The sequence below is a fragment of the Streptomyces sp. NPDC086777 genome, from assembly GCF_040702065.1.
Classification (GTDB): Bacteria; Actinomycetota; Actinomycetes; order Streptomycetales; family Streptomycetaceae; genus Streptomyces.
The window spans coordinates 53,996-77,227 of sequence record NZ_JBFBJI010000003.1 but is presented as its reverse complement, the minus strand read 5'-3'; the positions used below and the strand labels follow the sequence as shown (position 1 = coordinate 77,227).

The window sequence follows — 23,232 nt, the reverse complement described above, 5'->3', positions numbered from 1 at the left end:
TGCGGGTGCGCGCGCAGTTCCCCGCGCCTCTGGGGTTCTCGGCGCATCCGGCGCCGGAGGGCGCCACGCGTGAGTGGTCCGCCGGATGTGCCGCGATGTGCCGTCGGACGGCCACGGCGCCGTCGTGGCCGGTCGCGCAGGTCCCCGCGCCCCTTGTGCGGCGCTGCCGCGCGGCCCGTCCGGTGACGGAGGCAGCGACCACCGCTCGGCCCCCGTCCCGTCCGGTGTTCGAGCACTTGGTCGGTCGGGCCGACCCCGAGGACCCCCTTGGAGGAACCTCCAGTCGGCCCGCCCGGCTACGCTGGCCCCCGTGAAGGTCCTCGTCATCGGCAGCGGCGCCCGCGAACACGCCCTGTGCCGCTCACTGTCCCTCGATCCCGACGTCACCGCGCTGCACTGCGCCCCCGGCAACGCCGGCATCGCCGAGGTGGCCGAGCTGCACCAGGTCGATGCCCTGGACGGCGGGGCGGTGGCCGCGCTGGCCCTGGAACTCGGCGCCGACCTGGTGGTCGTCGGCCCGGAGGCCCCCCTGGTCGCCGGGGTCGCCGACGCCGTGCGCGAGGCGGGTGTCCCGGTCTTCGGCCCCTCCGGGGAGGCCGCGCAGATCGAGGGGTCCAAGGCGTTCGCCAAGAACGTGATGGCGGGGGCCGGGGTCCCCACCGCACGTTCGTACGTCTGCACAAACGCCGAGGAGGCCGCCGAGGCGCTGGACGCCTTCGGCGCTCCCTACGTCGTGAAGGACGACGGGCTCGCGGCCGGCAAGGGTGTCGTCGTCACGGACGACCTGGACGCCGCCAGGGCACACGCGGCCGCCTGCGACCGTGTCGTCATCGAGGAGTTCCTGGACGGCCCCGAGGTCTCCCTCTTCGCGATCACCGACGGCGAGACGGTCCTCCCGCTCCAGCCCGCGCAGGACTTCAAGCGCGCCCTGGACGGCGACGAGGGGCCGAACACGGGCGGCATGGGGGCCTACTCCCCGCTGCCCTGGGCCGACCCCAAGCTCGTCGACGAGGTGCTGGAGACGGTCCTGCAGCCGACCGTCGACGAGATGCGGCGCCGCGGCACCCCGTTCTCCGGCCTCCTCTACGCGGGCCTCGCGATCACCTCGCGCGGCGTGCGGGTCATCGAGTTCAACGCCCGTTTCGGCGATCCGGAGACCCAGGTGGTCCTCGCCCGCCTGCAGACCCCGCTCGCCGGTGTCCTGCTCGCCGCCGCCAACGGCACCCTCGCCGACCTCCCGCCGCTGCGCTGGAGCGACGACGCGGCCGTCACCGTCGTCATCGCCTCGCACAACTACCCGGGCACCCCGCGTACCGGCGACCCCGTCACCGGCCTCGGCACGGTCGCCGCCGAGGACGCGCCGCACGCCTACGTCCTGCACGCGGGCACGAAGCGCGCCGGTGACGACGTCGTCAGCGCGGGCGGCCGGGTCCTCTCCGTCACGGCGACCGGCGCGGACCTGACCCAGGCCCGTGAGCGGGCGTACGCGGCGGTGGCGCGGATCGGCCTCGACGGTTCCCAGCACCGTACGGACATCGCCGCGAAGGCGGCGGCCGAGGCCCGGGAGGCCTGAGCCCGCCGCCCCCGCAGACCCGTCCCTGATCAGGCCCCGGACCCGAAATCCGGGGCCTGATCGTTGCTGTCTGTCGATCACCTCTGACCAAAGCCATTCCATCGAGTGACCGATGCCCTATCCGGCTGACGGGGGCCGAACCCCCAACTAGGGTGCGGCGCAGGCGTTCCGGCACTTGGCCCACCGGCATTGCGATGTCAGTGACGGGTGCCACAGTGGGGGAGTGAGCAACAGCCAGGACAGGCCGAGGACAGCAGGGAGGGGGTGAGGTCCGGACGTGACCAGTACCGGTATCGGTGCGGAGGCGGGAGCGCAGGCAGCGCGTACCCGGGCGCTCGCCGTGCTGCGCATCCGCGGCCGCGCCCTGGCCGTGGCGCTGCTGCCCGCCGCGGCCACGGTGATCCTGCTGGCCGGCGGTTCCACCGGCCACTTCGTCGGCCGCGGCTGGGACACCGCCCGCTGGACCGTCGGCGCCCTCGCCCTCCTCGTGCTGCTGGCCGCCGCCGGCATCGCCCTGGTGGTGGCCCGCGCCCGCCCGGCCGTGAGCCCGACGGTCGCGATCCCGGAGGAGTCCGCCCCCGACCTGTACCGGATGGTGCGCGACCTGGCCGACCGCCTCGACGTGCCGGCGCCCTCCGCGATAGCGCTCACCCCGGACTGCGACAGCTGGCTGGAGGACCGCACCCACCCGGCCCACGGCCCGCCCGTACCCAGGGGCGGCGACGAGCTCGGCACCCCCGGCCTGCACCGCCGCACCCCGGCCGCCCCCGTCCTCGTCATCGGCTCCCCGTTCCTGTGGTGGATGCGCGTCGGCGAGCTCCGCGCGGTCCTCGCCCCGGTCGTCGCGGGCACCGGACCCTCGGCGCACCCGGACATAGCGGCCGCCCGCCGCTTCGTACGGGGCCTGGACGCGGCGGTGGCGGTCTCCGCGACGTCCGCCCGATGTCCGGCCACCCGCCTGGTGTGCGCGGGTGTCGCCTGGGTGGCCCGGCTGCTGCTGCGTGGCTGCCGGGAGCACGCGGCGCTGATGGAGCGCGGGGTCGCCGCGGCGGCCGCCGAGCGGGCCCAGGCGGTGGACTACGGACTGCGGATCGTCGCCCAGGAACAGGTCGGCCTGGCCTACGCGGGCTGGGACCGGCTGCTGACCCGGGTCGCGCTGCCCGCCTGGCGGATGGGCCGCTGGCCCTCCCGGCTGGACGCGGGCGTGGTCGCGGCCCTCACCGAGCTCTCCCGGCGCGACCGGCTGGCCGAGGGCTTCGCCTCCCGGCTGGGCGAGCGGCCCGCCTGTGACCTGCTGGAGGAGCCGGGCCTGGTGGACGAGGCCGCCTCGCTGCTCGCCGCCCGCCTCTTCCACGGCGGCCCCGCCGAGCCCGGCCCGGCCTGGTCGCCGGTGGCCTGGCCGGAGTACCCGGACGAGGTCGTCGACCGCACCTGGCGCACCGAGGCCGCCCGCCTGCACCGCGTCCTGGACGCCCTCGGGGTCCGCGCCACCCTCGACCCCGGCGCCCCGGACCCCGGCGGCCCCACCCTGGCCCGGGTCCTGGACCACCTCACCGACCCGACCGCCGCCCCCGGCGGGCGCCGCTGCCGCCCGGCACCCGACGACGACGCCCGCGTCCTGGGCCACGACGTCCGCGCCCCCGGCTACGACGACGAGGCGGACGGCGAGCCCACCGGCACCGAACGCAGCGCCGCCCTCGCCGCCGGTCTCACCGCGGCCCTCGCCCGCGAGGAGCACGAGGGAGCGCACGCGAGCACGGCCGACACCACGCGCCCCGGCTGCCCCGCGGCCGCCGGCGGCCAGAGCGGCCCCGGCAGTCCCTTCTGGGACGACGGGGCACTGCCCCTCTTCCCGCTCCAGCCCCCGCGCACCGCCCGCGAACTCCTCGCCGACCACGTCAGGGCGATGGTGTGCTGCGCGGCCGTGGACACCGCCGGAGCCACCCCCGGCCTGGACTGGCTCGACGGTCCGGCCCTGCTGGTCGACGGCGAGCGGACCGCCGACCTGACGCCCAGAATCCTCAGCCTCATCGAGGAGGGAGACCCGGCCCCGCTGCGGGCCTGGCTGGTCGAGTCCGGAATACGTCCCGAGAAGCCGGTCCGGCTGGTCTGACCTCGACGTTTCGGCGCTTTAGCGGAGCAAATTGTTCCACTTCAGGCAAATTCGCAACGAACCGTGACCGTACACGTGCGTTATGTGATGTGCTGGGACCGTTGCCGGGTGTGGCAAGCGCATCCGACATAAGACAGACGCCACAGTCACGGCCCGGCACCGCACGGAGCGGCACCGCAAGGGCACAGCACCGCACGGAACGGCAGAGCACGGCACGCGGCACGAGACACGGCGCACACATCGCACATCGGCTCGTATCAGCACACTTCACGGGGGCACGAGGGAGGGGAGCCACCATGGCATCGGACCAGATCCGCCGCTGGGAGTCGGGAGCACTCGCGCACGCCGTCACGGACCCCTTCGGTCAGGGGCCCGTCCCCTGGCTGCGCGGCAGCGAGACCTATTTCGACGACACCGGTCATGTCGTCCCCTGGTACGTGGACCCCAGCCGGCCACAGCCCACCGGCGAGAACCCCCGGGTCCCGGCACCGCGCACCGCCGACGGCGGCCCGCGCTCCGCGGACGACGTGCACCGCCAGATCAAGGGGTTCACCTCGACCGGCGCGGTCACCCCGGGCGAGGCCGTCGACTTCCACATCACCGTCGACCCGCCGCAGGAGTTCAGCGTCGACATCTACCGCATCGGCCACTACGGCGGCGACGGCGCGTCCAAGATCACCACCAGCCCCCGGCTGTCCGGCATCGTCCAGCCCCCGCCGCTCGCCGCCGACCGCACGGTCTCCTGCCACCACTGGTGGCTCTCCTGGCGGCTGCAGGTCCCGTTGTACTGGAGCATCGGCGCGTACGTCGCCGTGCTCACCACGGCCGACGGCTACCGCTCCCACGTGCCCTTCACGATCCGCGACAACCACCCGGCCGACCTGCTGCTCCTGCTGCCGGACATCACCTGGCAGGCCTACAACCTCTACCCGGAGGACGGCCGCACCGGCGCCAGCCTCTACCACGCCTGGGACGAGCGGGGCCGGCTGCTCGGCGAGGCCGACGCGGCGACCACCGTCTCCTTCGACCGGCCGTACGCGGGCGCCGGCCTGCCCCTGCACGTCGGCCACGCCTACGACTTCATCCGCTGGGCCGAGCGCTACGGCTACGACCTCGCCTACGCCGACGCCCGCGACCTGCACGCCGGCCGCGTCGACCCGACCCGCTACCGGGGCCTGGTCTTCCCGGGCCACGACGAGTACTGGTCGCCGCAGATGCGCCGCACGGTCGAGCTGGCCCGGGACAGCGGCACCAGCCTCGTCTTCCTCTCCGCCAACACCATGTACTGGCAGGTGGAGTTGGGCCCCTCCCCGTCCGGGGTCGCGGACCGCCTGCTGACCTGCCGAAAGCGCAAGGGCCCGGGAAAGCCCGTGCTCTGGCGCGAGATCGACCGGCCCGAACAGCAGACGGTCGGCATCCAGTACGCGGGCCGGGTGCCCGAGCCGTACCCCCTGATCGTGCGCAACGCGGGGCACTGGCTCTGGGAGGCCACCGGCGCGCACGAGGGCGACGAACTCCCGGGCCTGGTGGCCGGCGAGGCGGACCGTTACTTCCCGCGTACCGCGCTGCCCGAGCACGAGGAGCGCATCCTGCTCGCCCACTCCCCCTACACCGACAACGACGGCGTCCTGCGGCACCAGGAGACCTCCCTCTACCGCGCCCCCTCCGGCGCCCTGGTCTTCGCCGCCGGCACCTTCGCCTGGTCGCCGGCCCTGGACCGCCCCGGTCACGTCGACCCGCGCGTCCAGCGGGCCACGGCCAACCTCCTGGACCGCATCTGCAAGCACGACTGACGCGGACGCGGCCGTCCCGCACAGGTGTCCGCGCGGCCCCGCTGTCCGTGCGCAACCCGGAATACGGGAGAATCGAGGGCACCTGTACAGAACCACGGGGAGGAACCGTGTCCGGATTCGTCGAAAAGCCCGAGCCCGTGGAGGTGCCGGGCCTGGTGCATCTGCACACCGGCAAGGTGCGCGAGCTGTACCAGAACGCGGCCGGAGACCTCGTGATGGTCGCCAGCGACCGGCTGTCCGCCTACGACTGGGTGCTGCCGACCGAGATCCCCGACAAGGGGCGGGTGCTCACCCAGCTCTCCCTGTGGTGGTTCGACAAGCTCGCCGACCTGGCGCCCAACCACGTCATCAGCACCGAGCTGCCCGAGGGCGCCCCCGCCGACTGGGCGGGCCGCACCCTGATCTGCAAGTCCCTGAAGATGCTCCCGGTCGAGTGCGTGGCCCGCGGCTACCTCACCGGCTCCGGCCTCGCCGAGTACCAGGAGTCCCGCACGGTCTGCGGCCTCGCCCTGCCCGAGGGCCTGGTCGACGGCTCCGAGCTGCCCGCCCCGATCTTCACCCCGGCCACCAAGGCCGAGGTCGGCGAGCACGACGAGAACGTGTCGTACGAGGAGATCGCCCGCCAGGTCGGCGCCGAGACCGCGGCCCAGCTGCGCCAGGCCACCCTCGCGGTGTACGGCAGGGCGCGGGACATCGCCCGGGACCGGGGGATCGTCCTGGCCGACACGAAGTTCGAGTTCGGCTTCGACAACGACACCCTGGTCCTCGCCGACGAGGTCCTCACCCCGGACTCGTCGCGCTTCTGGCCGGCCGACGAGTGGCAGCCGGGCCGCGCCCAGCCGTCGTTCGACAAGCAGTACGTGCGTGACTGGCTGACCTCGGCCGAGTCCGGCTGGGACCGCAGGAGCGAGCAGCCCCCGCCGCCGCTGCCGGAGCAGGTGGTCGAGGCGACCCGTGCGAAGTACATCGAGGCGTACGAGCGGCTGACGGGCAACAGCTGGTCGTGACGGAGGCGTCTCCCGGGCCCCGGGCCCGGGAGAACCGAAGGCCCCGAACGCGGAAGGCCCCCGGTGGGAACCGGGGGCCTTCTCTCCGAGCGGACGACGAGGCTCGAACTCGCGACCTCAACCTTGGCAAGGTTGCGCTCTACCAACTGAGCTACGTCCGCATGCGCCGTGGCGCGAGAGCAACTATACCCAACCTCGCTCCCGTGCGAGACGCACCGCCGCATGACGGTTCTCCGCACCGAGTTTGGTGACGGCCGAGGAGAGGTAGTTGCGCACGGTTCCCGGCGACAGCGCGGCCCGCTCGGCGATCTCCGCGACCGGCGCCCCGTCGGCCGCCAGCTCCAGCACCTCCGCCTCCCGCGCGGTCAGCGGCGAGTCCCCGGCGGAGATCGCGTCGGCGGCCAACTCCGGGTCGATGTACCGGTTTCCCGCGTGCACGGTCCGGATGATCTCGGCGAGGCGCTGCGCGCTCACCGTCTTCGGGACGAACCCGCGCACTCCGGCGGTCAGCGCCCGCTTCAGATGCCCGGGCCGGCCGTGACCGGTGACGATCAGCACCTGGCAGCCGGGCAGTTCGGCCCGGAGGGATGTGGCGACCCTCACACCGTCGGCGCCGGGCATCTGCAGGTCCAGCACCGCCACGTCGGGGCGGTGGGCCCGCGCCATGGCCAGCGCCTCCGGCCCGCTCGCCGCCTCCGCGACGACGACCAGGTCGTCCTCCAGGCCGAGCAGCGCGGCCAGCGCACCCCGGATCAGATGCTCGTCGTCCGCGAGCAGCAGTCGGACCGGAGATGTCATGAAGTGACTCCACTCACACTCGTTTCAGGCGTCGTGCGATCGGACAGCGGTACCGAGGCGACCACCCGGAAGCCGTCCGCCCCGACCGGCCCGGCCTCCAGCGTCCCGTCGACCACCGCGAGCCGCTCCCGCAGCCCGGCCAGTCCGGACCCGCCGTCCCGGGACGGGCCGGCGTCCCCGCGTGCCACGACCCCGTCGTTCTGCACCGTCAGCACCACGCTTCCCTCCCGTACCCGCAGCCCCACCGTGCACCGTCCGGCGTCCCCGTGCCGCAGCACGTTGGTGGTCGCCTCCCGCACCACCCAGCCGAGCGCCGACTGCACCTCGGCGGGCAGCCCGGCGGCGTCGCCGGTCACCTCGCAGGCGACTCCCGCGGCCGTCAGCACGCCCTGCGCCCCGGCGAGTTCGGTCCCGAGGTCGGCCTCCCGATAGCCCCGGACGACGTCGCGGACCTCCCGCTGCGACTCCTGCGCGATCCGCTGCACCTCGATCATCTGGTCGACGGCCTCGGGCCGCTCGCGCCGGGCCAGCTGGACGGCCAGTTCGCTCTTGAGGGCGATGACGGCGAGGTTCCGGCCGAGGACGTCGTGCAGATCGCGCCCGAACCGCAGCCGTTCCTCGGCGACGGCGAGCCGGGCGCGGGTCTCGCGGGCCTCGTCGAGTTCGTAGACCGCGTCCAGCAGCCAGACGGAGAAGATCGCGGTGACGGCGAGGAACGCGCTGCCGAGGAACACCACGAGCGCGGTGAGCAGCGCGGCCGGGACGGGGTAACCCAGCGGGAGGGAGACCGCCCCGGCTCCGCACGCGAAGCCCGCCACGAGCGACAGGACGCGTCTGCGGTTGCGCACGCCGAGTGTCATGGTCCCGGCGCCGAAGGACTGCACCCCGGTGAAGACGCCGGCCACGGCGGCGTCCAGGTCCGGGCCGGAGCCGTGCCTGCGCAGGACGAGCGCGACGACGGCGATGACGTAGGTCGCCGTGACGAGTGCCCAGAGCAGTCGCACCGGCTGCTCCCGGCGGCCCCGCGTCCAGTCCAGCGCGCGGGACGCCGTCACCGCGCAGAGCAGGGCGTGGACGACGACCAGGGCCATCAGCAGGCTCGCGAGGGCCGCCCCCGCCTGTCCGAAGACCGGCAGCCCGATGGCCGTGACCTCGATCAGCGCGAAGAAGTGGAACGACCAGCGTGTGTACGTCTCGACCTTGGCGGGGGTGGTCTTCCGCCGCCACCAGCCCCCTGCTGCCCCGCTCATCCCGGTCCCGTTCCCCTCGTTCCCCTCAGCGCCGGGGTTCCCAGCGGAACCACCGCCGTACAGCAAACACCGCGACCACCGTCCAGGCCAGGGCGGTGAGGACCGCGCCCAGGGCCTGGCCCGCGCCGAGCTCCCCGGTCCAGCCGGCCCGGACCAGCCGGACGGCCGGGGAGAGCGGGAGGAGTTCGCAGATCCGGGCGAGCCGGCCGGACAGGGCGTCCGCGGGGAGAGCGATGCCCGAGCCCGTCATGGAGACGAGGACCAGGGGCAGCGCGGTGATCTGGGCGCTCTCGGTGGTCCCGGTGAAGGCCGAGGTGAGCGCGGCGAGCGCGGCGCTGAGCAGCAGGCCGAGGAGGAGTCCGAGCAGCGTGAGGTACGGCGCCCTGGGCGCGCCCGCGCCGAGCAGCACCGTGCAGCCGGTGGCCAGCAGCAGCGCCTGTACCAGGCCGAGGCAGACGGCGGGCAGGGCGGTGCCGGTCAGGATCTCCGCGTCGGACAGTTCGCCGGTGCGCAGCCTCTTGAGGACGAGTTCCTCGCGGCGGGCGACGAACGCGCCGACCAGCGAGGTGTAGACGGCGAACAGGAGGGAGAAGCCGATCGCCGCGGTCAGCATCAGGGTGCCGAGGCCGATCCCCTTGATGCCGGCCCGGTCGACCGCGGGCCGCACGGTGACCGGGAGTGCGAGCGGTACGAGCAGCGCGGTGAGGACGGCGCTGCGGTTGCGGCCGAAGAGGAGCAGTTCGGCGTGGGCGAGGGCGCGCAGCCGCGCCGTGATCACGGTGTTCATGCGGCCGCCTCCCGCGCGATCCCCAGGAACGCCTCCTCCAGCGAGGCGGACCGCACCTCCAGCCGGTGCAGTTCGACCCCGGTCCGTTCGGCCCAGCCGAGTACGGCGGCGGCGGTCCGCTGCACCTCGCGGGTGCGCAGCCGGACGAGGCCGCCGTCGAGTTCGTGTCCGCACACCCCCATCGCGGCGAGCGGCGGCAGGTCCCCGAGGAAGTAGCCCGTGGGCAGTTCGAAGGACATCCGCGCGGGCCGGCCCGCGGTCACCTCGCCCGGTGTCCCGGCGGCCGCGATGTGTCCCTCGTGCAGGATCGCGAGCCGGTCCGCGAGTTCCTCGGCCTCCTCCAGGTAGTGCGTGGTGAGCAGGACCGCGGCCCCGTCGTCGCGCAGGGTGCGGACCAACTCCCAGGTGTCCCGGCGGCCTTCGGCGTCGAGTCCGGTGGTCGGCTCGTCCAGGAAGAGCACCTCGGGCCTGCCGAGCAGCGCGAGCGCCAGGTCCAGGCGGCGCCGTTCGCCGCCGGAGAGCTGCTTGACCCGGACGTCCGTCCGGCCGCCGAGCCCGACCAGGCCGAGCGCCTCGGCCGTGGGCCGGGCTCCCGTCGTACAGCCGGCCCACATCCGTACCGTCTCGCCGACGGTGAGCTCGGAGGGGAAGCCGCCCTCCTGGAGCATCACGCCGGTGCGCGGGCGTACCGCGGCCCGTTCCCGGTGCGGGTCGTGGCCCAGTACCCGTACCCGGCCGCCGTCGGGCGGTGCGAGTCCCTCCAGCAGTTCGACCGTCGACGTCTTTCCGGCGCCGTTGGTGCCGAGCAGCGCGAAGATCTCCCCGCGGGCCACGGAGAAGGTGATCCCACGGACCGCCTCGAACCCGCCCCCGTAGACACGCCGGAGATCTGTGACCTCAATCACGTGTTCGTAGTCCATGGCTCCAGCCTCCCCGTGGCCGGCGCCGGGGAGCAGTGCGCGGTGTCATCACGCGCCATGACAAATGTCAGAGAGCGTCGGGGGCGCGGAGGTGAGCGCACGAAAAAACCCCAGTCATACGACTGGGGTTTCCTCTATGAGCTGGAGCGGACGACGAGGCTCGAACTCGCGACCTCAACCTTGGCAAGGTTGCGCTCTACCAACTGAGCTACGTCCGCACTGCTCCCGACCGGCTCCCACCGATCGGTGCGAGCACCAGCCTACCTGATCCACAAGCATGCTCAGGACCGGCGGTGCAGAGCGGGTGACAGGAATTGCACACTGCGCCTTCCCCCTGGAAGGGGGATGTTCTACTACTGAACTACACCCGCATGTACTCCGTGGGCTTCGGCTTTTCGGCCTGGCCCGTCGGCGTGCTCCAGACATTAGCTGATCAGCAGGGGGGTAGCGCAAGTCGGCTGCCCCCAGGGGCGGCTGACGCTCCCTGAGGGCAGCCGGCCGCCCCGTCACTGGGCGGCGCTGAACGCCTCGTACACCTTCTTCGGGATGCGGCCGCGGGCCGGGACATCCATCTTGTTCGCCTGCGCCCAGGCGCGGACGGCCGCCGGGTCGGGGGCGACCTCCGTCTGCTTGTACGCCTTGCCCGACTTCGACCGCTTGCGGCCGGCCACCACGTAAGGCTCCAGGGCCTTGCGCAGTTTCTTGGCGTTGGCTTGATTCAGATCGATCTCGTACGACTTGCCGTCGAGTCCGAAGGCGATCGTTTCCGCCGCTTCCGAGCCGTCGATGTCGTCAAAGAGAGTGACCACGACCTTCTGCGCCACGAATATCCGGTCCCTTCGTGTGGCACGTCTATACAGCTCATCGACAGCTCATCGGCGATGACCGCGACGGCGGAAGATGACGTGCCGAGTATCGGCTATTGCCAATTCATTTGTACAGTGCCTGGCAATACAAAGTGAAGCCCGACTAAATCTGTCCGCGTGTCCCCGGCGCAATAGATGTCGTGGACGAACCCGGGGAACTTTCCCAGAACTTTTCGTGAGGATCGGCCGCTGTCACCCGATCGTGATGCGGCTCACGTAGTTTCCTACAACTCTACCCGCGTAGAAATTTTGTGCGGGTAGTCTGAAGGCACCGGTCGGAGACCACCGACGGGTATCACGGGTATCTGCTCAGCAGTCAGCACCACAACACCGGGAGTGCCAGTGGCACGCGTCGTAGTCGACGTCATGCTCAAGCCGGAGATCCTCGACCCCCAGGGCCAGGCGGTCCAGCGTGCGCTGCCGCGCCTGGGTTTCGAAGGCATCTCCGATGTACGTCAGGGAAAGCGATTCGAACTGGAAGTTGACGGGCCGGTCGACGAGGCCGCGCTCGCCCGCATCCACGATCTTGCGGAATCCTTCCTCGCCAACACCGTGATCGAGGACTTCACGGTTCGCGTCGACGAAGTCGCGGAGGCGGCGAAGTGACCGCTCGTATTGGCGTCGTCACTTTCCCCGGAAGCCTCGACGACCGTGACACCCAGCGCGCGATCCGGCTCGCGGGCGCGGAACCGGTCGCCCTCTGGCACAAGGACAAGGACCTCCACCAGGTCGACGCGGTGGTCCTTCCCGGTGGTTTCTCCTACGGCGACTATCTGCGGGCCGGCGCCATCTCCCGCTTCTCGCCGGTGATGGAGACGGTCATCGAGCAGGCGAAGGCCGGGCTGCCGGTCCTCGGTATCTGCAACGGCTTCCAGGTCCTCACCGAGGCGCACCTGCTGCCCGGCGCGATGCTCGGCAACAACCACCTGCACTTCATCTGCCGCGAGCAGAAGCTGCGCGTGGAGAACACCTCCAGCGCCTGGACGACGGACTACAGCGCGGGGCAGGAGATCCACATCCCGCTGAAGAACATGGACGGCCGGTACGTCGCCGACGAGTACACGCTCGACAAGCTGGAGGCCGAGGGCCGGGTCGCCTTCCGCTACGTGGTCCGCGGCGAAGCCGCTGATGGATGCGGCAACCCCAACGGCTCGCTGCGCGACATCGCCGGCATCACCAACGAGGCCGGGAACGTCGTCGGCCTCATGCCGCACCCCGAGCACGCCGTCGAGCCGCTGATCGGCACCGGCCGCACGGACGGCCTCCCCTTCTTCACCTCGATCCTCAAGAAGCTGGTCAACGCATGAGCCGGACGCCTCTGGACACGGTCGAGCACGCGGCCGCGACCCCCGACGTCGAGCTGCCCTGGGCCGAACTCGGCCTGAAGAAGGACGAGTACGAGCGGGTGGTGGAGATCCTCGGCCGCCGCCCGACCGGCGCCGAGCTCGCCATGTACTCGGTCATGTGGTCCGAGCACTGCTCGTACAAGTCCTCCAAGGTCCACCTCCGCCAGTTCGGCGAGAAGGCGCCCCAGTCGGACGCCCTGCTCGTCGGCATCGGCGAGAACGCGGGCGTCGTGGACGTCGGCCAGGGCTACGCCGTGACCTTCAAGGTCGAGTCGCACAACCACCCGTCGTACGTGGAGCCCTACCAGGGCGCGGCCACCGGTGTCGGCGGCATCGTCCGCGACATCATCGCGATGGGCGCGCGCCCGGTGGCCGTGGTCGACCCGCTGCGCTTCGGCGCGGCCGACCACCCCGACACCAAGCGGGTGCTGCCCGGCGTCGTCGCCGGCATCGGCGGCTACGGCAACTGCCTGGGCCTGCCGAACATCGGCGGCGAGGTCGTCTTCGACGCCTGTTACCAGGGCAACCCGCTGGTCAACGCCGGTGCCATCGGTGTCATGCGGCACGAGGACATCCACCTCGCCAAGGCCTCCGGCGCCGGCAACCAGGTCATCCTGTACGGCGCCAGGACCGGCGGCGACGGCATCGGCGGCGCCTCCATCCTCGCGAGCGAGACCTTCGACGACGCCAAGCCGTCGAAGCGTCCCGCGGTGCAGGTCGGCGACCCGTTCCAGGAGAAGCTCCTGATCGAGTGCACGCTGGAGGCCTTCGCCGAGAAGCTGGTCGTCGGCATCCAGGACCTCGGTGCGGCCGGCCTGTCCTGCGCCACCTCCGAGCTGGCCTCGAACGGCTCCGGCGGCATGACCGTCACCCTGGACGACGTCCCGCTGCGCGACTCGACCCTCTCGCCCGAGGAAATCCTCATGAGCGAGTCGCAGGAACGCATGTGCGCGGTGGTCGAGCCGGCCAAGGTCGCCCGCTTCCTGGAGATCTGCGAGAAGTGGGACGTCATCGCCACCGTCATCGGCGAGGTGACCGACGGCGACCGTCTGGAGATCTTCTGGCACGGCGAGAAGATCGTCGACGTCGACCCGCGCACGGTCGCCCACGACGGCCCGGTCTACGAGCGCCCGTACGCCCGTCCGTCCTGGCAGGACGCCCTCCAGGCGGACGACGCGAACAAGCTGCCGCGGCCCGCGACGGCGCAGGAGCTGAAGGACCAGGTCCTGAAGCTGGTGGGCTCCCCCAACCAGGCCTCCAAGAAGTGGATCACCTCGCAGTACGACCACTTCGTGCAGGGCAACACGGTGCTGGCCCAGCCCGAGGACTCGGGCATGATCCGCATCGACGAGGCCACCGGCCTCGGCGTCGCCATCGCCACCGACGGCAACGGCCGCTACGCCAAGCTCGACCCGTACACGGGCGCGCAGCTGGCGCTGGCCGAGGCCTACCGCAACGTGGCCACGACCGGTGCCAAGCCCCTCGCGGTCTCGGACTGCCTGAACTTCGGCTCGCCCGAGGACCCGGCGGTGATGTGGCAGTTCGCGGAGGCCATCCGCGGTCTCGCCGACGGCTGCCAGCAGCTCGGCACCCCGGTGACCGGCGGCAACGTCTCGCTCTACAACCAGACGGGCGAGGCGGCCATCCACCCGACCCCGGTGGTCGCCGTCCTCGGCGTGATCGACGACGTGGCCCGCCGCACGCCGGTCGGCTTCCAGGAGGAGGGCCAGCTGCTCTACCTCCTCGGCGACACGCGTGCGGAGTTCGGCGGCTCGGCGTGGTCCCAGGTCGTCCACGACCACCTGGGCGGCCTGCCGCCGAAGGTGGACCTGGAGCGCGAGCGGCTCCTCGCCGAGATCCTGATCTCCGCCTCCCGCGACGGCATGATCGACTCCGCGCACGACCTGTCGGACGGCGGCCTGGTCCAGGCGGTCGTGGAGTCCGCGCTCCTCGGCGACAAGGGCGCGCGCCTCGTGGTCCCCGACGGCCTCGACGCCTTCACCTTCCTCCTCTCCGAGTCGGCCGGCCGCGCCCTCGTGGCCGTACCGCGCTCCGAGGAGGTCCGCTTCAACGACATGTGCGGCGCCCGCGGCCTCCCGGCCACCCGCATCGGCGTCGTGGACGGCGACTCGGTGGAGATCCAGGGCGAGTTCGCACTCTCCCTGACCGAACTCCGCGAGGCGCACGAGGGCACGATCGAGGCCCTTCTGGCGTAACCCGCCGTAGCGCGACGAAGGCCCCGCCCGGGTTCATGTCTCCGGGCGGGGCCTTCGTCGCGCTCATCGGACGTAGTTCTCGAGGATCTCCGTGTCGAGTTCGATGCCCATCGGTTCGGGGAGGGCCAGCTTCTCGCCGACCTTCGAGGTCCGGACGCTGCGGTACCCGCCGACCTGCCGGTCCGGGCCGCTGTGCACCGTGACCGTGCAGGAGTCCCGGTCGATCAGGAGATACAGGGGGATCCCGGACCGACCGTACGCCGTCGGCTTCTCGTGCCGGTCCCGCCGGTCCGTGCACGGGTGATCACCCCGACCGGCGCAGGCGGGTGCGGACGGCGGTGCGGTCGATGTCGAGTTCGGTGAGGAGCGCCGCCACCGGATCCGGGTGCTCGCAGTCGAGCAGCGCCAGCAGCAGGTGTTCCGGGGTGATGCGGCGGCTGTGGGCCTTCCTCGTCTCGGTGAGGGCGCGGGGGAGGACCGCGCGGGCACCCGAGGTGAAGGGGGTTCGTTTGCGGGACGCCGGGATCGGCGCCCGCTCGATGCCCCGGACGTCGATGCCGACCACGGCCAGCGCCGAGCGGTCGAGGGCGTCGAGGGCGGCGCGGGCGGTCTCCAGGTCGGTGCCGAAGGCGCGGGCCGCGCCGGGGTCGCGCAGCACCCCCAGCAGGAGGTGCTCGGTGCCGATGCGGCGGTCGCCGCGCAGCGTGGTCTCCTCGACCGCCGACGTGACGGTCGCCCGGGCCTCCGCCGCGAACTGTTCGAACATGTCGTCTCACTTCCCGTACTTGGCGTGGACGGACTGCCGGGACACCCCGAGGGCGTCCCCGATCTGCTCCCAGGACCAGCCCTGTTCGCGGGCGCGCACGACCGCCGCCGCCTCGACCTGTTCGGCCAGCCGGTGCAGGGCTCCCACGGCCCGCAGTCCCACCGCGGGGTCGTGCGACCTGAGGCGTTCCGAGAGCTCTGGTGTCTCCATGTCTGTCAGTCTGGATTGACGGACAGAGGTTGTCAACCCAGACTGACAACCTCGACCCTCGCCTGTCGGACCGAGGCAATACGCTCACCGCCATGCCTCCCGCCAAGAAGCGCCCCAGGACGTACGACCCCGGCAAGACCCGTACGGCGGTCCTCGCCCAGTTCTCGAACGTGCGGGACGCCGTCCGCGCCCTCACCCCCGAGCAGCTCGCGCTCCCCACCAGGCTGGCGGGGTGGACCGTGCGGGACCTCGTCGCCCACGTCGGCATGGCGCTCACCGCCGTCCACCGGGCCCTGGACCAGCCCGAGCCGGCGAAGGCCGACGCGGTGCTGCTCGACTGGCCGTTCGGGACCTCCGGCAACGCCGTCGCCATCGACGACTTCACCCGGCGCCTCGCCGCCGGCCACCCCGACCTCGACGCCTACCTCGCCGGCATCGACGACAGCTTCCGCGTCCTGCTCGACGCCCACCCCGGCACCCGGCTGCTCGCCACCAGCGCCGGCGCGCTCTCCCTCGACGACTACCTGGTCACCCGGGCCGTCGAGCTGGTCGTCCACACCGACGACCTCGGCGCGGCGGTCCCGGGACTCGACATCCCCTACGACCGGCAGGCCCTGGCCGCCTGCACCCGGCTGCTCGCCGACGCCCTCGCGGTCAAGGCGCCCGGCGGGTCGACCGAGGTGCGGGTGCCGCCGTACGCCGTGGTGCAGTGCGTCGAAGGGCCCCGGCACACCCGGGGGACCCCGCCGAACGTCGTCGAGACCGACCCGCTGACCTGGATCCGGCTCGCCACCGGACGGCTGGGGTGGCAGGAGGCCCTGGCGGACGCCAGGGTCAGCGCCAGTGGGGAACGGGCGGACCTCGGGGCGTACCTGCCCGTCATGGGATGAGGGAACCGATCACCCGGGGCGCACCGTCGAAACGGTATGTACGGGTACGGGTTGAAACTGCGCACGCACCGTACGACCCTGGCGAGGGCAGTGGCCGCCGCCCTCCTCGCTCTGCTCGCGGTGGCCTGCGGCGACGGGAGAGGCGGAACCGTGGGTACTGCGCCGGCCGTGACCGGGATCGACTGGACCGTGGACAGCGTGACCGTCGACGGCACCACCCACCGCGCTCCGGCGCGTGCCCACGTGAGGATCGAGGACGACCGGGCGGCCGGCAGCTTCGGGTGCAACCAGTTCAGCGGCACGGCCCGGATCACCGGCGACCAGTTCCGGCTGAGCCACGTCCGCACCACGCGGATGGCCTGTGACAACGCGCGGATGGCCTTCGAGCGCGCCCTCTCCCGCACGCTCACCTCAGGACCGCTGACCATGACGGGTGAGAGCGGGAAACTCACCCTCACCGCGAGCGGCGGCGACCGCGTCCAGCTCTCCAGGACGTGACCGCCACCCGGGCCGCAGCCCCCTCGCGACCCCCCGAATGATGTGCGACACCTCACTCAGAGATACGGTGTGAGGGGGTTGCGCGGGCGCCGCTCCGCCCGAACCGGCGCCGCCTGGAGGAAGCTCTGACCGCGCTGACCTGCGGAAATGGAGAAAGCCACAACCGCGTCCGCGGTCGTAGATCCATTACGGCGGGGTATCCCCAATTCGGACCAGTGGTCGATCTCGCCTACACTCGGTGCCGTGCCACGTGGTGACGGTCTCCTCAATCACGATCTGCTCCCCGGTGAGAAGGGCCCCCAGGACGCTTGCGGCGTCTTCGGAGTCTGGGCTCCCGGTGAAGAGGTCGCCAAGCTCACGTACTTCGGGCTCTACGCCCTCCAGCATCGGGGCCAGGAGTCCGCGGGTATCGCGGTCAGCAACGGCTCCCAGATCCTCGTCTTCAAGGACATGGGCCTCGTCTCCCAGGTCTTCGACGAAACCTCGCTCGGTTCGCTCCAGGGTCACATCGCGGTCGGTCACGCCCGCTACTCGACCACCGGTGCCTCCGTGTGGGAGAACGCCCAGCCGACGTTCCGTGCCACCGCGCACGGCTCGATCGCGCTCGGCCACAACGGCAACCTCGTCAACACGGCGCAGCTCGCCGAGATGGTGGCCGAACTCCCCAAGGACCACAACGGCCGGTCCACCCGGGTCGCGGCCACCAACGACACCGACCTGCTCACCGCCCTCCTGGCGGCCCAGACCGACGACGACGGCAAGCCGCTGACCATCGAGGAGGCCGCGCACGCGGTCCTGCCCAAGGTGCGCGGTGCCTTCTCGCTCGTCTTCATGGACGAGCACACCCTCTACGCCGCCCGCGACCCGCAGGGCATCCGCCCGCTGGTCCTCGGCCGTCTCGAGCGCGGCTGGGTCGTCGCCTCGGAGTCCGCCGCGCTCGACATCTGCGGCGCCAGCTTCGTCCGCGAGATCGAGCCGGGCGAGTTCGTCGCCGTCGACGAGAACGGCCTGCGCACCTCGCGATTCGCGGAAGCGAAGCCCAAGGGCTGTGTCTTCGAGTACGTGTACCTGGCCCGCCCCGACACCGACATCGCCGGGCGGAACGTGTACCTCTCCCGCGTGGAGATGGGCCGGAAGCTCGCCAAGGAAGCCCCGGTCGACGCCGACATGGTGATAGCGACCCCGGAGTCCGGCACCCCGGCCGCCATCGGCTACGCGGAGGCCTCCGGCATCCCCTTCGGCAACGGTCTGGTCAAGAACGCCTACGTCGGCCGGACCTTCATCCAGCCCTCGCAGACCATCCGGCAGCTCGGCATCCGGCTGAAGCTGAACCCGCTGAAGGAAGTCATCAAGGGCAAGCGGCTGGTCGTCGTCGACGACTCCATCGTCCGCGGCAACACCCAGCGGGCCCTGGTGCGGATGCTGCGGGAGGCGGGCGCGGCCGAGGTCCACATCCGGATCTCGTCGCCGCCGGTCAAGTGGCCGTGCTTCTTCGGCATCGACTTCGCCACCCGCGCCGAGCTCATCGCCAACGGCATGACGATCGAGGAGATCGGCACCTCGCTGGGCGCCGACTCCCTGGCGTACATCTCCATCGACGGCATGATCGAGGCGACCGCCATCGCCAAGCCGAACCTGTGCCGCGCCTGCTTCGACGGCGAGTACCCGATGGAGCTCCCGGACCCCGAACTGCTGGGCAAGCAGCTCCTGGAGACCGAGCTGGCCGCCGGTCCGGCAGCCACGGCCGCGGCCGACGCGATCCGTCGCCCGTAAGCCTCGTAGAAACCAACCCGAAAGATCCCAGGCAATGTCTGAGAACTCTGTTCCCGGTGCTTCCTACGCGGCTGCCGGCGTCGACATCGACGCGGGCGACCGCGCCGTGGAGCTCATGAAGGAGTGGGTGAAGAAGACGCAGCGCCCCGAGGTCCTCGGTGGCCTCGGCGGCTTCGCCGGCCTCTTCGACGCCTCCGCCCTGAAGAACTACGAGCGCCCGCTGCTGGCCTCCGCGACGGACGGCGTGGGCACCAAGGTCGACATCGCCCGCCGGCTGGGCGTGTACGACACCATCGGCCACGACCTGGTCGCCATGGTCATGGACGACATCGTGGTGTGCGGTGCCGAGCCGCTGTTCATGACCGACTACATCTGCGTCGGCAAGGTGCACCCGGAGCGGGTCGCCGCCATCGTCAAGGGCATCGCTGAGGGCTGCGTGCTGGCCGGGTGCGCCCTGGTGGGCGGCGAGACGGCCGAACACCCGGGCCTGCTGGGCGAGGACGACTTCGACGTGGCCGGCGCCGGTACGGGCGTGGTGGAGGCCGACCGGCTGCTCGGCGCGGATCGTATCCGTACGGGTGACGCGGTGATCGCCATGGCGTCCTCCGGGCTTCACTCCAACGGGTACTCCCTGGTCCGGCACGTGCTGCTGAACCAGGCGGGCCTCGCGCTCGACGCGCACATCGAGGACCTGGGCCGCACGCTCGGCGAGGAACTCCTGGAGCCGACCAAGATCTACTCGCTGGACTGCCTCGCCCTGATGCGGACGGCGGAGGTGCACGCCTTCAGCCACGTCACCGGCGGCGGACTCGCCGCGAACCTGGCCCGGGTGATCCCGGACCACCTGCACGCGATCGTCGACCGCGCCACCTGGACCCCCGGTCCGATCTTCGACCTCGTCGGCCGCACCGGCGGCGTCGAGCGGCTCGAACTGGAGAAGACGCTCAACATGGGCGTCGGCATGATCGCGATCGTCCCGCAGGAATCCGCGGACGTGGCCCTGACCGCCCTGGCCGACCGCGGGGTCGACGCCTGGGTCGCCGGCGAGATCACCGAGCGCGGCGAGCACACCACCGGCGCGGAGCTGGTGGGGGACTACGCACCGAACTAGCCCCTCCGGCGTCTGAGGAGCGGGGTCCGGGGCGGAGCCCTGTGAGGCCAGCACAAAACCCGGTCCGGCGATGAAACCCCGGACCGGGTCAGTGAAGCGGCTCAGCAGCCGCCGGCGTCAAGCACCACGACGATGCTGGGAGTGCGGACCGGACTGGTCGTCCTCGTCCTCGTCCTCATCGTCGTCGTTGTAGAGATCCGCGTACTGGGCGTACGGGTCGTCATCCTCGTCGTCGTCCTCGAACGGCTCGCCATTCGGCGGCTGGCTCGAAGTCGATGCGCCCAGCTCGCTGGCCAGACGTGACAGGTCAGTCCCACCGCTGTTGTACTTCAGCTGGCGGGCGACCTTCGTCTGCTTGGCCTTGGCCCGGCCGCGCCCCATGGCTCGACCCCCTCGGTGACGGGGCTCGACGGCCCCAGAGTCTGACACGCGTTCATGATCCGGAACGGGCTCTCCTCGGAGAGACCGGTCCGTAGGGCTCCCACGGTACCTGAGCCCGCGCCCATACGGTACGTCGCCCGCACCACGCGCCTGGCTGCACAACCCGCGAGGCGCCCCGTCCCCGCTGGTCAACCACGATTTTAACCACTTCCTGGCGGACGACCCGCCGACGAACGTGAGAGTTCTCTCCAAGTGCCCGCCGGCGGGTACCGGAAATCCGTCCGGTTACCCGGTGTTCGATCAGTGGCCGCCCGCCGTTGCCGCTTCGTGCATCCGCTGTTCGGCGATCCGGTCGGCCGCGGCGGCCGGCGGAATCCCGTCCTCCTTCGCACGTGCGAATATGGCCAGCGTCGTGTCGAAGATCTTCGCCGCCTTCGCCTTGCACCGGTCGAAGTCGAACCCGTGCAGTTCGTCGGCGACCTGGATCACACCGCCGGCGTTCACCACGTAGTCCGGTGCGTAGAGGATCCCGCGGTCGGCGAGGTCCTTCTCGACGCCCGGGTGGGCGAGCTGGTTGTTGGCCGCGCCGCACACCACCTTGGCGGTCAGTACCGGCACCGACTCGTCGCTCAGGGCGCCGCCGAGCGCGCAGGGGGCGTAGATGTCGAGACCCTCGACGCGGATCAGGGCGTCGGTGTCGGCGGCCACCTGCACCTGCGGGTGGCGGTCGGAGATCCGGCCGACGGCCTCCCGGCGCACGTCCGTGACGACCACCCGGGCACCCTCGTCCAGCAGGTGCTCCACCAGGTGGTGGCCGACCTTGCCGACGCCCGCGATGCCGACGGTGCGGTCGCGCAGCGAGGGGTCGCCCCACAGGTGCTGGGCGCTGGCCCGCATGCCCTGGTAGACGCCGTAGGCGGTGAGCACGGAGGAGTCGCCGGCGCCGCCGTTCTCGGGAGAACGCCCGGTGGTCCAGCGGCACTCACGGGCCACGACGTCCATGTCGGCGACGTACGTGCCGACATCGCAGGCGGTGACGTACCGGCCGCCGAGCGAGGCCACGAAACGCCCGTAGGCGAGCAGCAGCTCCTCGGTCTTGTCCCGGTCCGGATCCCCGATGATCACGGCCTTGCCGCCGCCGTGGTCGAGCCCGGCCATGGCGTTCTTGTACGACATCCCGCGCGCGAGGTTGAGGGCGTCGGCGACGGCCTCCTCCTCGTTGGCGTACGGGTAGAAGCGGGTGCCGCCGAGGGCGGGGCCCAGCGCGGTGGAGTGGATGGCGATGACGGCCTTGAGGCCGCTCTTGCGGTCCTGACAGAGCACGACCTGCTCGTGACCGCCCTGGTCCGAGTGGAACAGGGTGTGCAGGACGCCGGTGGAAACGTCGGTCACTGTGGTGACTCCCGGTTGTGTCGCGTGTGTCGCGGCGGGTGGAAGCGGGGGCTCCCGTAAGGGTGGCGGGGGCCTGGCATGAGCGTAGAGCCATTGCCCGTACACCATCCGCGCAGTGTTCAGGATCACTCTCCCGTGCCGTGTGTGCACGTATGAGCGTGGGACGATTTGCTGTGGTTTCCGCGGCCGGCCCCGGCCGGTTGCGTCAAGGCTCCGCCGTGGGTTCCGCTGGTTTCGAGCCCGGTCCGATGGGGAGGGAGCAGGCGTGCCCAAGGTGTCCTCGGTGGTCGTCCCCTACGCGACGTACCTGCGTGTGTACGAGCCGCTGGCAGCCTTCCCGGACCGGGAGCGCGACCACTGGACGCGCTACGCCCGCCGTCCGGAGCGCCCCTCCTACCAGGACGAACTCCGGCGCTCCCTGGCCGACTTGCTGCCCACCCCGCCGATCGCGGTGCCGGTGCAGGAGAGCGGCGACGCCTTCGTCCTGGAGGTCGACGGCGTCGTCTGCGTCTGCCCGTGGCGGACCCGGCTGCGCGGCTGGCAGGCCCTGCAGGAACTCTCCGGCGAACTGCCGGCGTCGGTCCTGGACGCGATGCTGCCGCCGGTCGTGCGCCGGCAGGCCACGATGGACTACGAGCGCTGGCTGGCCCGCAACCCCGACTGCCGGCCCTGGATCCGCACCGCGACCTGGCAGGTGCCGCTGAACTGGTTCGTGCTGGTCTCCGACGAGGAGCGCCGGTACGAGAAGGGCACCGCCGAGATCCCGCCGATGCTGCGCTACCGCACGCCCATGGTGCAGGCCCGGCGCCGGGTGGCCCGGGCGCTGCGCACGCTCAAGGACACCGTGGAGGAAGGGCCGCTGATCGACGGCCTGGTGGACGTCGGCCGCTGGCTGGAGGAGTTCCACCCGCGCTCGGTGGTCGAGCTGGACTACGGCGGTCTCGTGCACACCCTGCCGGCCGGGGACCTGGAGGACGATCATTCGGCGGCCGACGTGGCGGCCGGCATCGAGGCGCTGCGCCAGGGCGACGGGGCGGCGGCCGGGGAGGCGTACGGGCGGCTGGTGGAGCGGTGGCGGACGGTGCGGGACCGCCGTTCGGCGAACTGAGGGCCGGTCCGCCTGCCCGCCCTCGGGCCGGTCCGGGGACCGGTCCTGGAGCCGGTCTGAGCACGGACGCCCGGTGATCCGTACTGAGTGACGGGGCGTCCGATGCGGTTGACGACCGGATGACAGCTGCGTGACGTGTGCGTGGTGAGTGATGTACGTCACGGCCCAGAAGCCGTGAAACAACGTACCTTGACGGCACTTCAGTGAACGCACTGGACGTTGGATCCTGATCCGGGCTTTTGCGTCAAGGGTGACGGATAGCACTTACACGGCTCTTGCGCCTCTTGCCACTCCTCGTGCCAAAATAGGACAAGGAGTCCGGGGAGGGCTCCATCCGTCCAAGTGTGGTGCACTGTGGGCGGATTCTCAGCATTACGTGCTTTGGGGGGTCTGGTGACTCCTGATCGTCCTGTGACTGATCGTCACAGTGGCGT

The 23,232-nt window shown here is 71.6% G+C and carries 21 protein-coding genes, 3 tRNA genes and 1 pseudogene; 12 read left to right on the top strand and 13 right to left on the bottom strand.

Annotation, left to right across the window (positions count from 1 at the left end; genetic code table 11):
• Positions 1–310 precede the first annotated feature (310 nt).
• From purD to AB0472_RS05235, 4 genes are all read left to right on the top strand, one after another.
• Positions 311–1,573, top strand: coding sequence for a phosphoribosylamine--glycine ligase (gene purD, locus AB0472_RS05250; RefSeq protein WP_366353556.1), 1,263 nt, complete (start codon positions 311–313; stop codon positions 1,571–1,573).
• A gap of 277 nt (positions 1,574–1,850) precedes the next feature.
• Positions 1,851–3,686, top strand: a complete 1,836-nt coding sequence (locus AB0472_RS05245; RefSeq protein WP_366353554.1) for a hypothetical protein — start codon at positions 1,851–1,853, stop codon at positions 3,684–3,686.
• A gap of 296 nt (positions 3,687–3,982) precedes the next feature.
• Entirely contained in the window at positions 3,983–5,479 is a 1,497-nt protein-coding gene (locus AB0472_RS05240) for a N,N-dimethylformamidase beta subunit family domain-containing protein (protein ID WP_366353552.1), read from the top strand.
• A 107-nt stretch (positions 5,480–5,586) separates the two neighbouring features.
• Positions 5,587–6,486 carry a phosphoribosylaminoimidazolesuccinocarboxamide synthase gene (locus AB0472_RS05235; protein ID WP_366353550.1) on the top strand — a complete coding sequence of 300 codons (900 nt, stop codon included), beginning with the start codon at positions 5,587–5,589 and terminating at the stop codon, positions 6,484–6,486.
• 88 nt (positions 6,487–6,574) lie between these two features.
• On the opposite strand, the gene AB0472_RS05230 is transcribed toward AB0472_RS05235, so the two are convergent.
• From AB0472_RS05230 to AB0472_RS05195, 8 genes are all read right to left on the bottom strand, one after another.
• Positions 6,575–6,647, bottom strand: a tRNA-Gly gene (locus AB0472_RS05230).
• A gap of 22 nt (positions 6,648–6,669) precedes the next feature.
• Entirely contained in the window at positions 6,670–7,284 is a 615-nt protein-coding gene (locus AB0472_RS05225; RefSeq protein ID WP_366353548.1) for a response regulator transcription factor, read from the bottom strand.
• The gene (locus tag AB0472_RS05220) at positions 7,281–8,534 is read right to left on the bottom strand and encodes a sensor histidine kinase (RefSeq protein WP_366353546.1); all 1,254 of its coding nucleotides are present in this window, start codon (positions 8,532–8,534) and stop codon (positions 7,281–7,283) included. The genes AB0472_RS05225 and AB0472_RS05220 overlap by 4 nt, the downstream gene beginning before the upstream one ends.
• Positions 8,535–8,559: 25 nt before the next feature.
• On the bottom strand, positions 8,560–9,321 hold the full coding sequence (locus AB0472_RS05215) for an ABC transporter permease (RefSeq protein WP_366353544.1): 762 nt from the start codon (positions 9,319–9,321) through the stop codon (positions 8,560–8,562).
• Entirely contained in the window at positions 9,318–10,241 is a 924-nt protein-coding gene (locus tag AB0472_RS05210) for an ABC transporter ATP-binding protein (RefSeq protein ID WP_366353543.1), read from the bottom strand. Before AB0472_RS05210 ends, AB0472_RS05215 begins: the two co-directional genes overlap by 4 nt.
• 142 nt (positions 10,242–10,383) lie before the next feature.
• Positions 10,384–10,459 (bottom strand) — tRNA-Gly (locus AB0472_RS05205).
• Positions 10,460–10,540: 81 nt separating this feature from the next.
• Positions 10,541–10,612: transfer RNA gene (locus AB0472_RS05200), tRNA-Gly, on the bottom strand.
• A 135-nt stretch (positions 10,613–10,747) separates the two neighbouring features.
• A complete protein-coding gene (locus tag AB0472_RS05195; RefSeq protein WP_189262718.1) occupies positions 10,748–11,065 on the bottom strand; it encodes an Lsr2 family protein in 318 nt (105 codons plus the stop codon).
• Between the two features lie 384 nt (positions 11,066–11,449).
• Between AB0472_RS05195 and purS the strand changes: the two genes are divergently transcribed.
• From purS to purL, 3 genes are read left to right on the top strand one after another with little or no spacing between them, the layout of a single operon-like run.
• A complete protein-coding gene (purS, locus tag AB0472_RS05190) occupies positions 11,450–11,713 on the top strand; it encodes a phosphoribosylformylglycinamidine synthase subunit PurS (protein ID WP_093501106.1) in 264 nt (87 codons plus the stop codon).
• The gene (gene purQ, locus AB0472_RS05185; RefSeq protein ID WP_366353542.1) at positions 11,710–12,414 is read left to right on the top strand and encodes a phosphoribosylformylglycinamidine synthase subunit PurQ; all 705 of its coding nucleotides are present in this window, start codon (positions 11,710–11,712) and stop codon (positions 12,412–12,414) included. The genes purS and purQ overlap by 4 nt, the downstream gene beginning before the upstream one ends.
• Positions 12,411–14,669 carry a phosphoribosylformylglycinamidine synthase subunit PurL gene (gene purL / locus AB0472_RS05180; RefSeq protein ID WP_366353541.1) on the top strand — a complete coding sequence of 753 codons (2,259 nt, stop codon included), beginning with the start codon at positions 12,411–12,413 and terminating at the stop codon, positions 14,667–14,669. Before purQ ends, purL begins: the two co-directional genes overlap by 4 nt.
• 63 nt (positions 14,670–14,732) lie before the next feature.
• On the opposite strand, the pseudogene AB0472_RS05175 reads toward purL, so the two are convergent.
• The 3 genes and pseudogenes from AB0472_RS05175 to AB0472_RS05165 form a co-directional block, all read right to left on the bottom strand.
• A pseudogene (locus tag AB0472_RS05175) lies at positions 14,733–14,963 on the bottom strand (Uma2 family endonuclease); the annotation flags it as partial.
• A gap of 10 nt (positions 14,964–14,973) precedes the next feature.
• On the bottom strand, positions 14,974–15,435 hold the full coding sequence (locus tag AB0472_RS05170) for a Clp protease N-terminal domain-containing protein (RefSeq protein WP_366353539.1): 462 nt from the start codon (positions 15,433–15,435) through the stop codon (positions 14,974–14,976).
• A gap of 6 nt (positions 15,436–15,441) precedes the next feature.
• Positions 15,442–15,645 (bottom strand): helix-turn-helix domain-containing protein, encoded by a 204-nt coding sequence (locus AB0472_RS05165; protein ID WP_366353537.1) that lies wholly within the window; start codon positions 15,643–15,645, stop codon positions 15,442–15,444.
• Positions 15,646–15,737: 92 nt separating this feature from the next.
• Here AB0472_RS05165 and AB0472_RS05160 point away from each other — a divergent pair, with 92 nt between their 5' ends.
• The 4 genes from AB0472_RS05160 (at position 15,738) to purM (ending at position 19,917) form a co-directional block, all read left to right on the top strand.
• Positions 15,738–16,535 (top strand): sterol carrier family protein, encoded by a 798-nt coding sequence (locus AB0472_RS05160; protein ID WP_366353535.1) that lies wholly within the window; start codon positions 15,738–15,740, stop codon positions 16,533–16,535.
• A gap of 150 nt (positions 16,536–16,685) precedes the next feature.
• The gene (locus AB0472_RS05155) at positions 16,686–17,033 is read left to right on the top strand and encodes an META domain-containing protein (protein WP_366353534.1); all 348 of its coding nucleotides are present in this window, start codon (positions 16,686–16,688) and stop codon (positions 17,031–17,033) included.
• Between the two features lie 243 nt (positions 17,034–17,276).
• Positions 17,277–18,806: an amidophosphoribosyltransferase gene (purF, locus tag AB0472_RS05150; protein ID WP_366353532.1), complete on the top strand. Its 1,530-nt coding sequence runs from the start codon at positions 17,277–17,279 to the stop codon at positions 18,804–18,806.
• Positions 18,807–18,840: 34 nt separating this feature from the next.
• Positions 18,841–19,917 (top strand): phosphoribosylformylglycinamidine cyclo-ligase, encoded by a 1,077-nt coding sequence (gene purM / locus AB0472_RS05145; protein ID WP_366353530.1) that lies wholly within the window; start codon positions 18,841–18,843, stop codon positions 19,915–19,917.
• Positions 19,918–20,034: 117 nt separating this feature from the next.
• Here the strand turns inward: purM and AB0472_RS05140 are convergent, their stop codons facing one another.
• Complete coding sequence (locus tag AB0472_RS05140) at positions 20,035–20,298, bottom strand: DUF3073 domain-containing protein (RefSeq protein WP_046733692.1); 264 nt, start codon at positions 20,296–20,298, stop codon at positions 20,035–20,037.
• 300 nt (positions 20,299–20,598) lie between these two features.
• On the bottom strand, positions 20,599–21,690 hold the full coding sequence (locus AB0472_RS05135; RefSeq protein WP_366353529.1) for a Glu/Leu/Phe/Val dehydrogenase dimerization domain-containing protein: 1,092 nt from the start codon (positions 21,688–21,690) through the stop codon (positions 20,599–20,601).
• A gap of 265 nt (positions 21,691–21,955) precedes the next feature.
• Here AB0472_RS05135 and AB0472_RS05130 point away from each other — a divergent pair, with 265 nt between their 5' ends.
• Positions 21,956–22,798 (top strand): hypothetical protein, encoded by an 843-nt coding sequence (locus tag AB0472_RS05130; RefSeq protein WP_366353528.1) that lies wholly within the window; start codon positions 21,956–21,958, stop codon positions 22,796–22,798.
• The last annotated feature ends 434 nt before the right edge of the window (positions 22,799–23,232 follow it).

Coding starts and splice junctions, on each gene's coding strand:
- AB0472_RS05240 (WP_366353552.1), top strand. CDS start 3,983: ATGGCATCGGACCAGATCCGCCGCTGGGAGTCGGGAGCACTCGCGCAC.
- AB0472_RS05225 (WP_366353548.1), bottom strand. CDS start 7,284: ATGACATCTCCGGTCCGACTGCTGCTCGCGGACGACGAGCATCTGATC.
- AB0472_RS05220 (WP_366353546.1), bottom strand. CDS start 8,534: ATGAGCGGGGCAGCAGGGGGCTGGTGGCGGCGGAAGACCACCCCCGCC.
- AB0472_RS05215 (WP_366353544.1), bottom strand. CDS start 9,321: ATGAACACCGTGATCACGGCGCGGCTGCGCGCCCTCGCCCACGCCGAA.
- AB0472_RS05210 (WP_366353543.1), bottom strand. CDS start 10,241: ATGGACTACGAACACGTGATTGAGGTCACAGATCTCCGGCGTGTCTAC.
- purL (WP_366353541.1), top strand. CDS start 12,411: ATGAGCCGGACGCCTCTGGACACGGTCGAGCACGCGGCCGCGACCCCC.
- AB0472_RS05170 (WP_366353539.1), bottom strand. CDS start 15,435: ATGTTCGAACAGTTCGCGGCGGAGGCCCGGGCGACCGTCACGTCGGCG.
- AB0472_RS05165 (WP_366353537.1), bottom strand. CDS start 15,645: ATGGAGACACCAGAGCTCTCGGAACGCCTCAGGTCGCACGACCCCGCG.
- AB0472_RS05160 (WP_366353535.1), top strand. CDS start 15,738: ATGCCTCCCGCCAAGAAGCGCCCCAGGACGTACGACCCCGGCAAGACC.
- purM (WP_366353530.1), top strand. CDS start 18,841: ATGTCTGAGAACTCTGTTCCCGGTGCTTCCTACGCGGCTGCCGGCGTC.
- AB0472_RS05140 (WP_046733692.1), bottom strand. CDS start 20,298: ATGGGGCGCGGCCGGGCCAAGGCCAAGCAGACGAAGGTCGCCCGCCAG.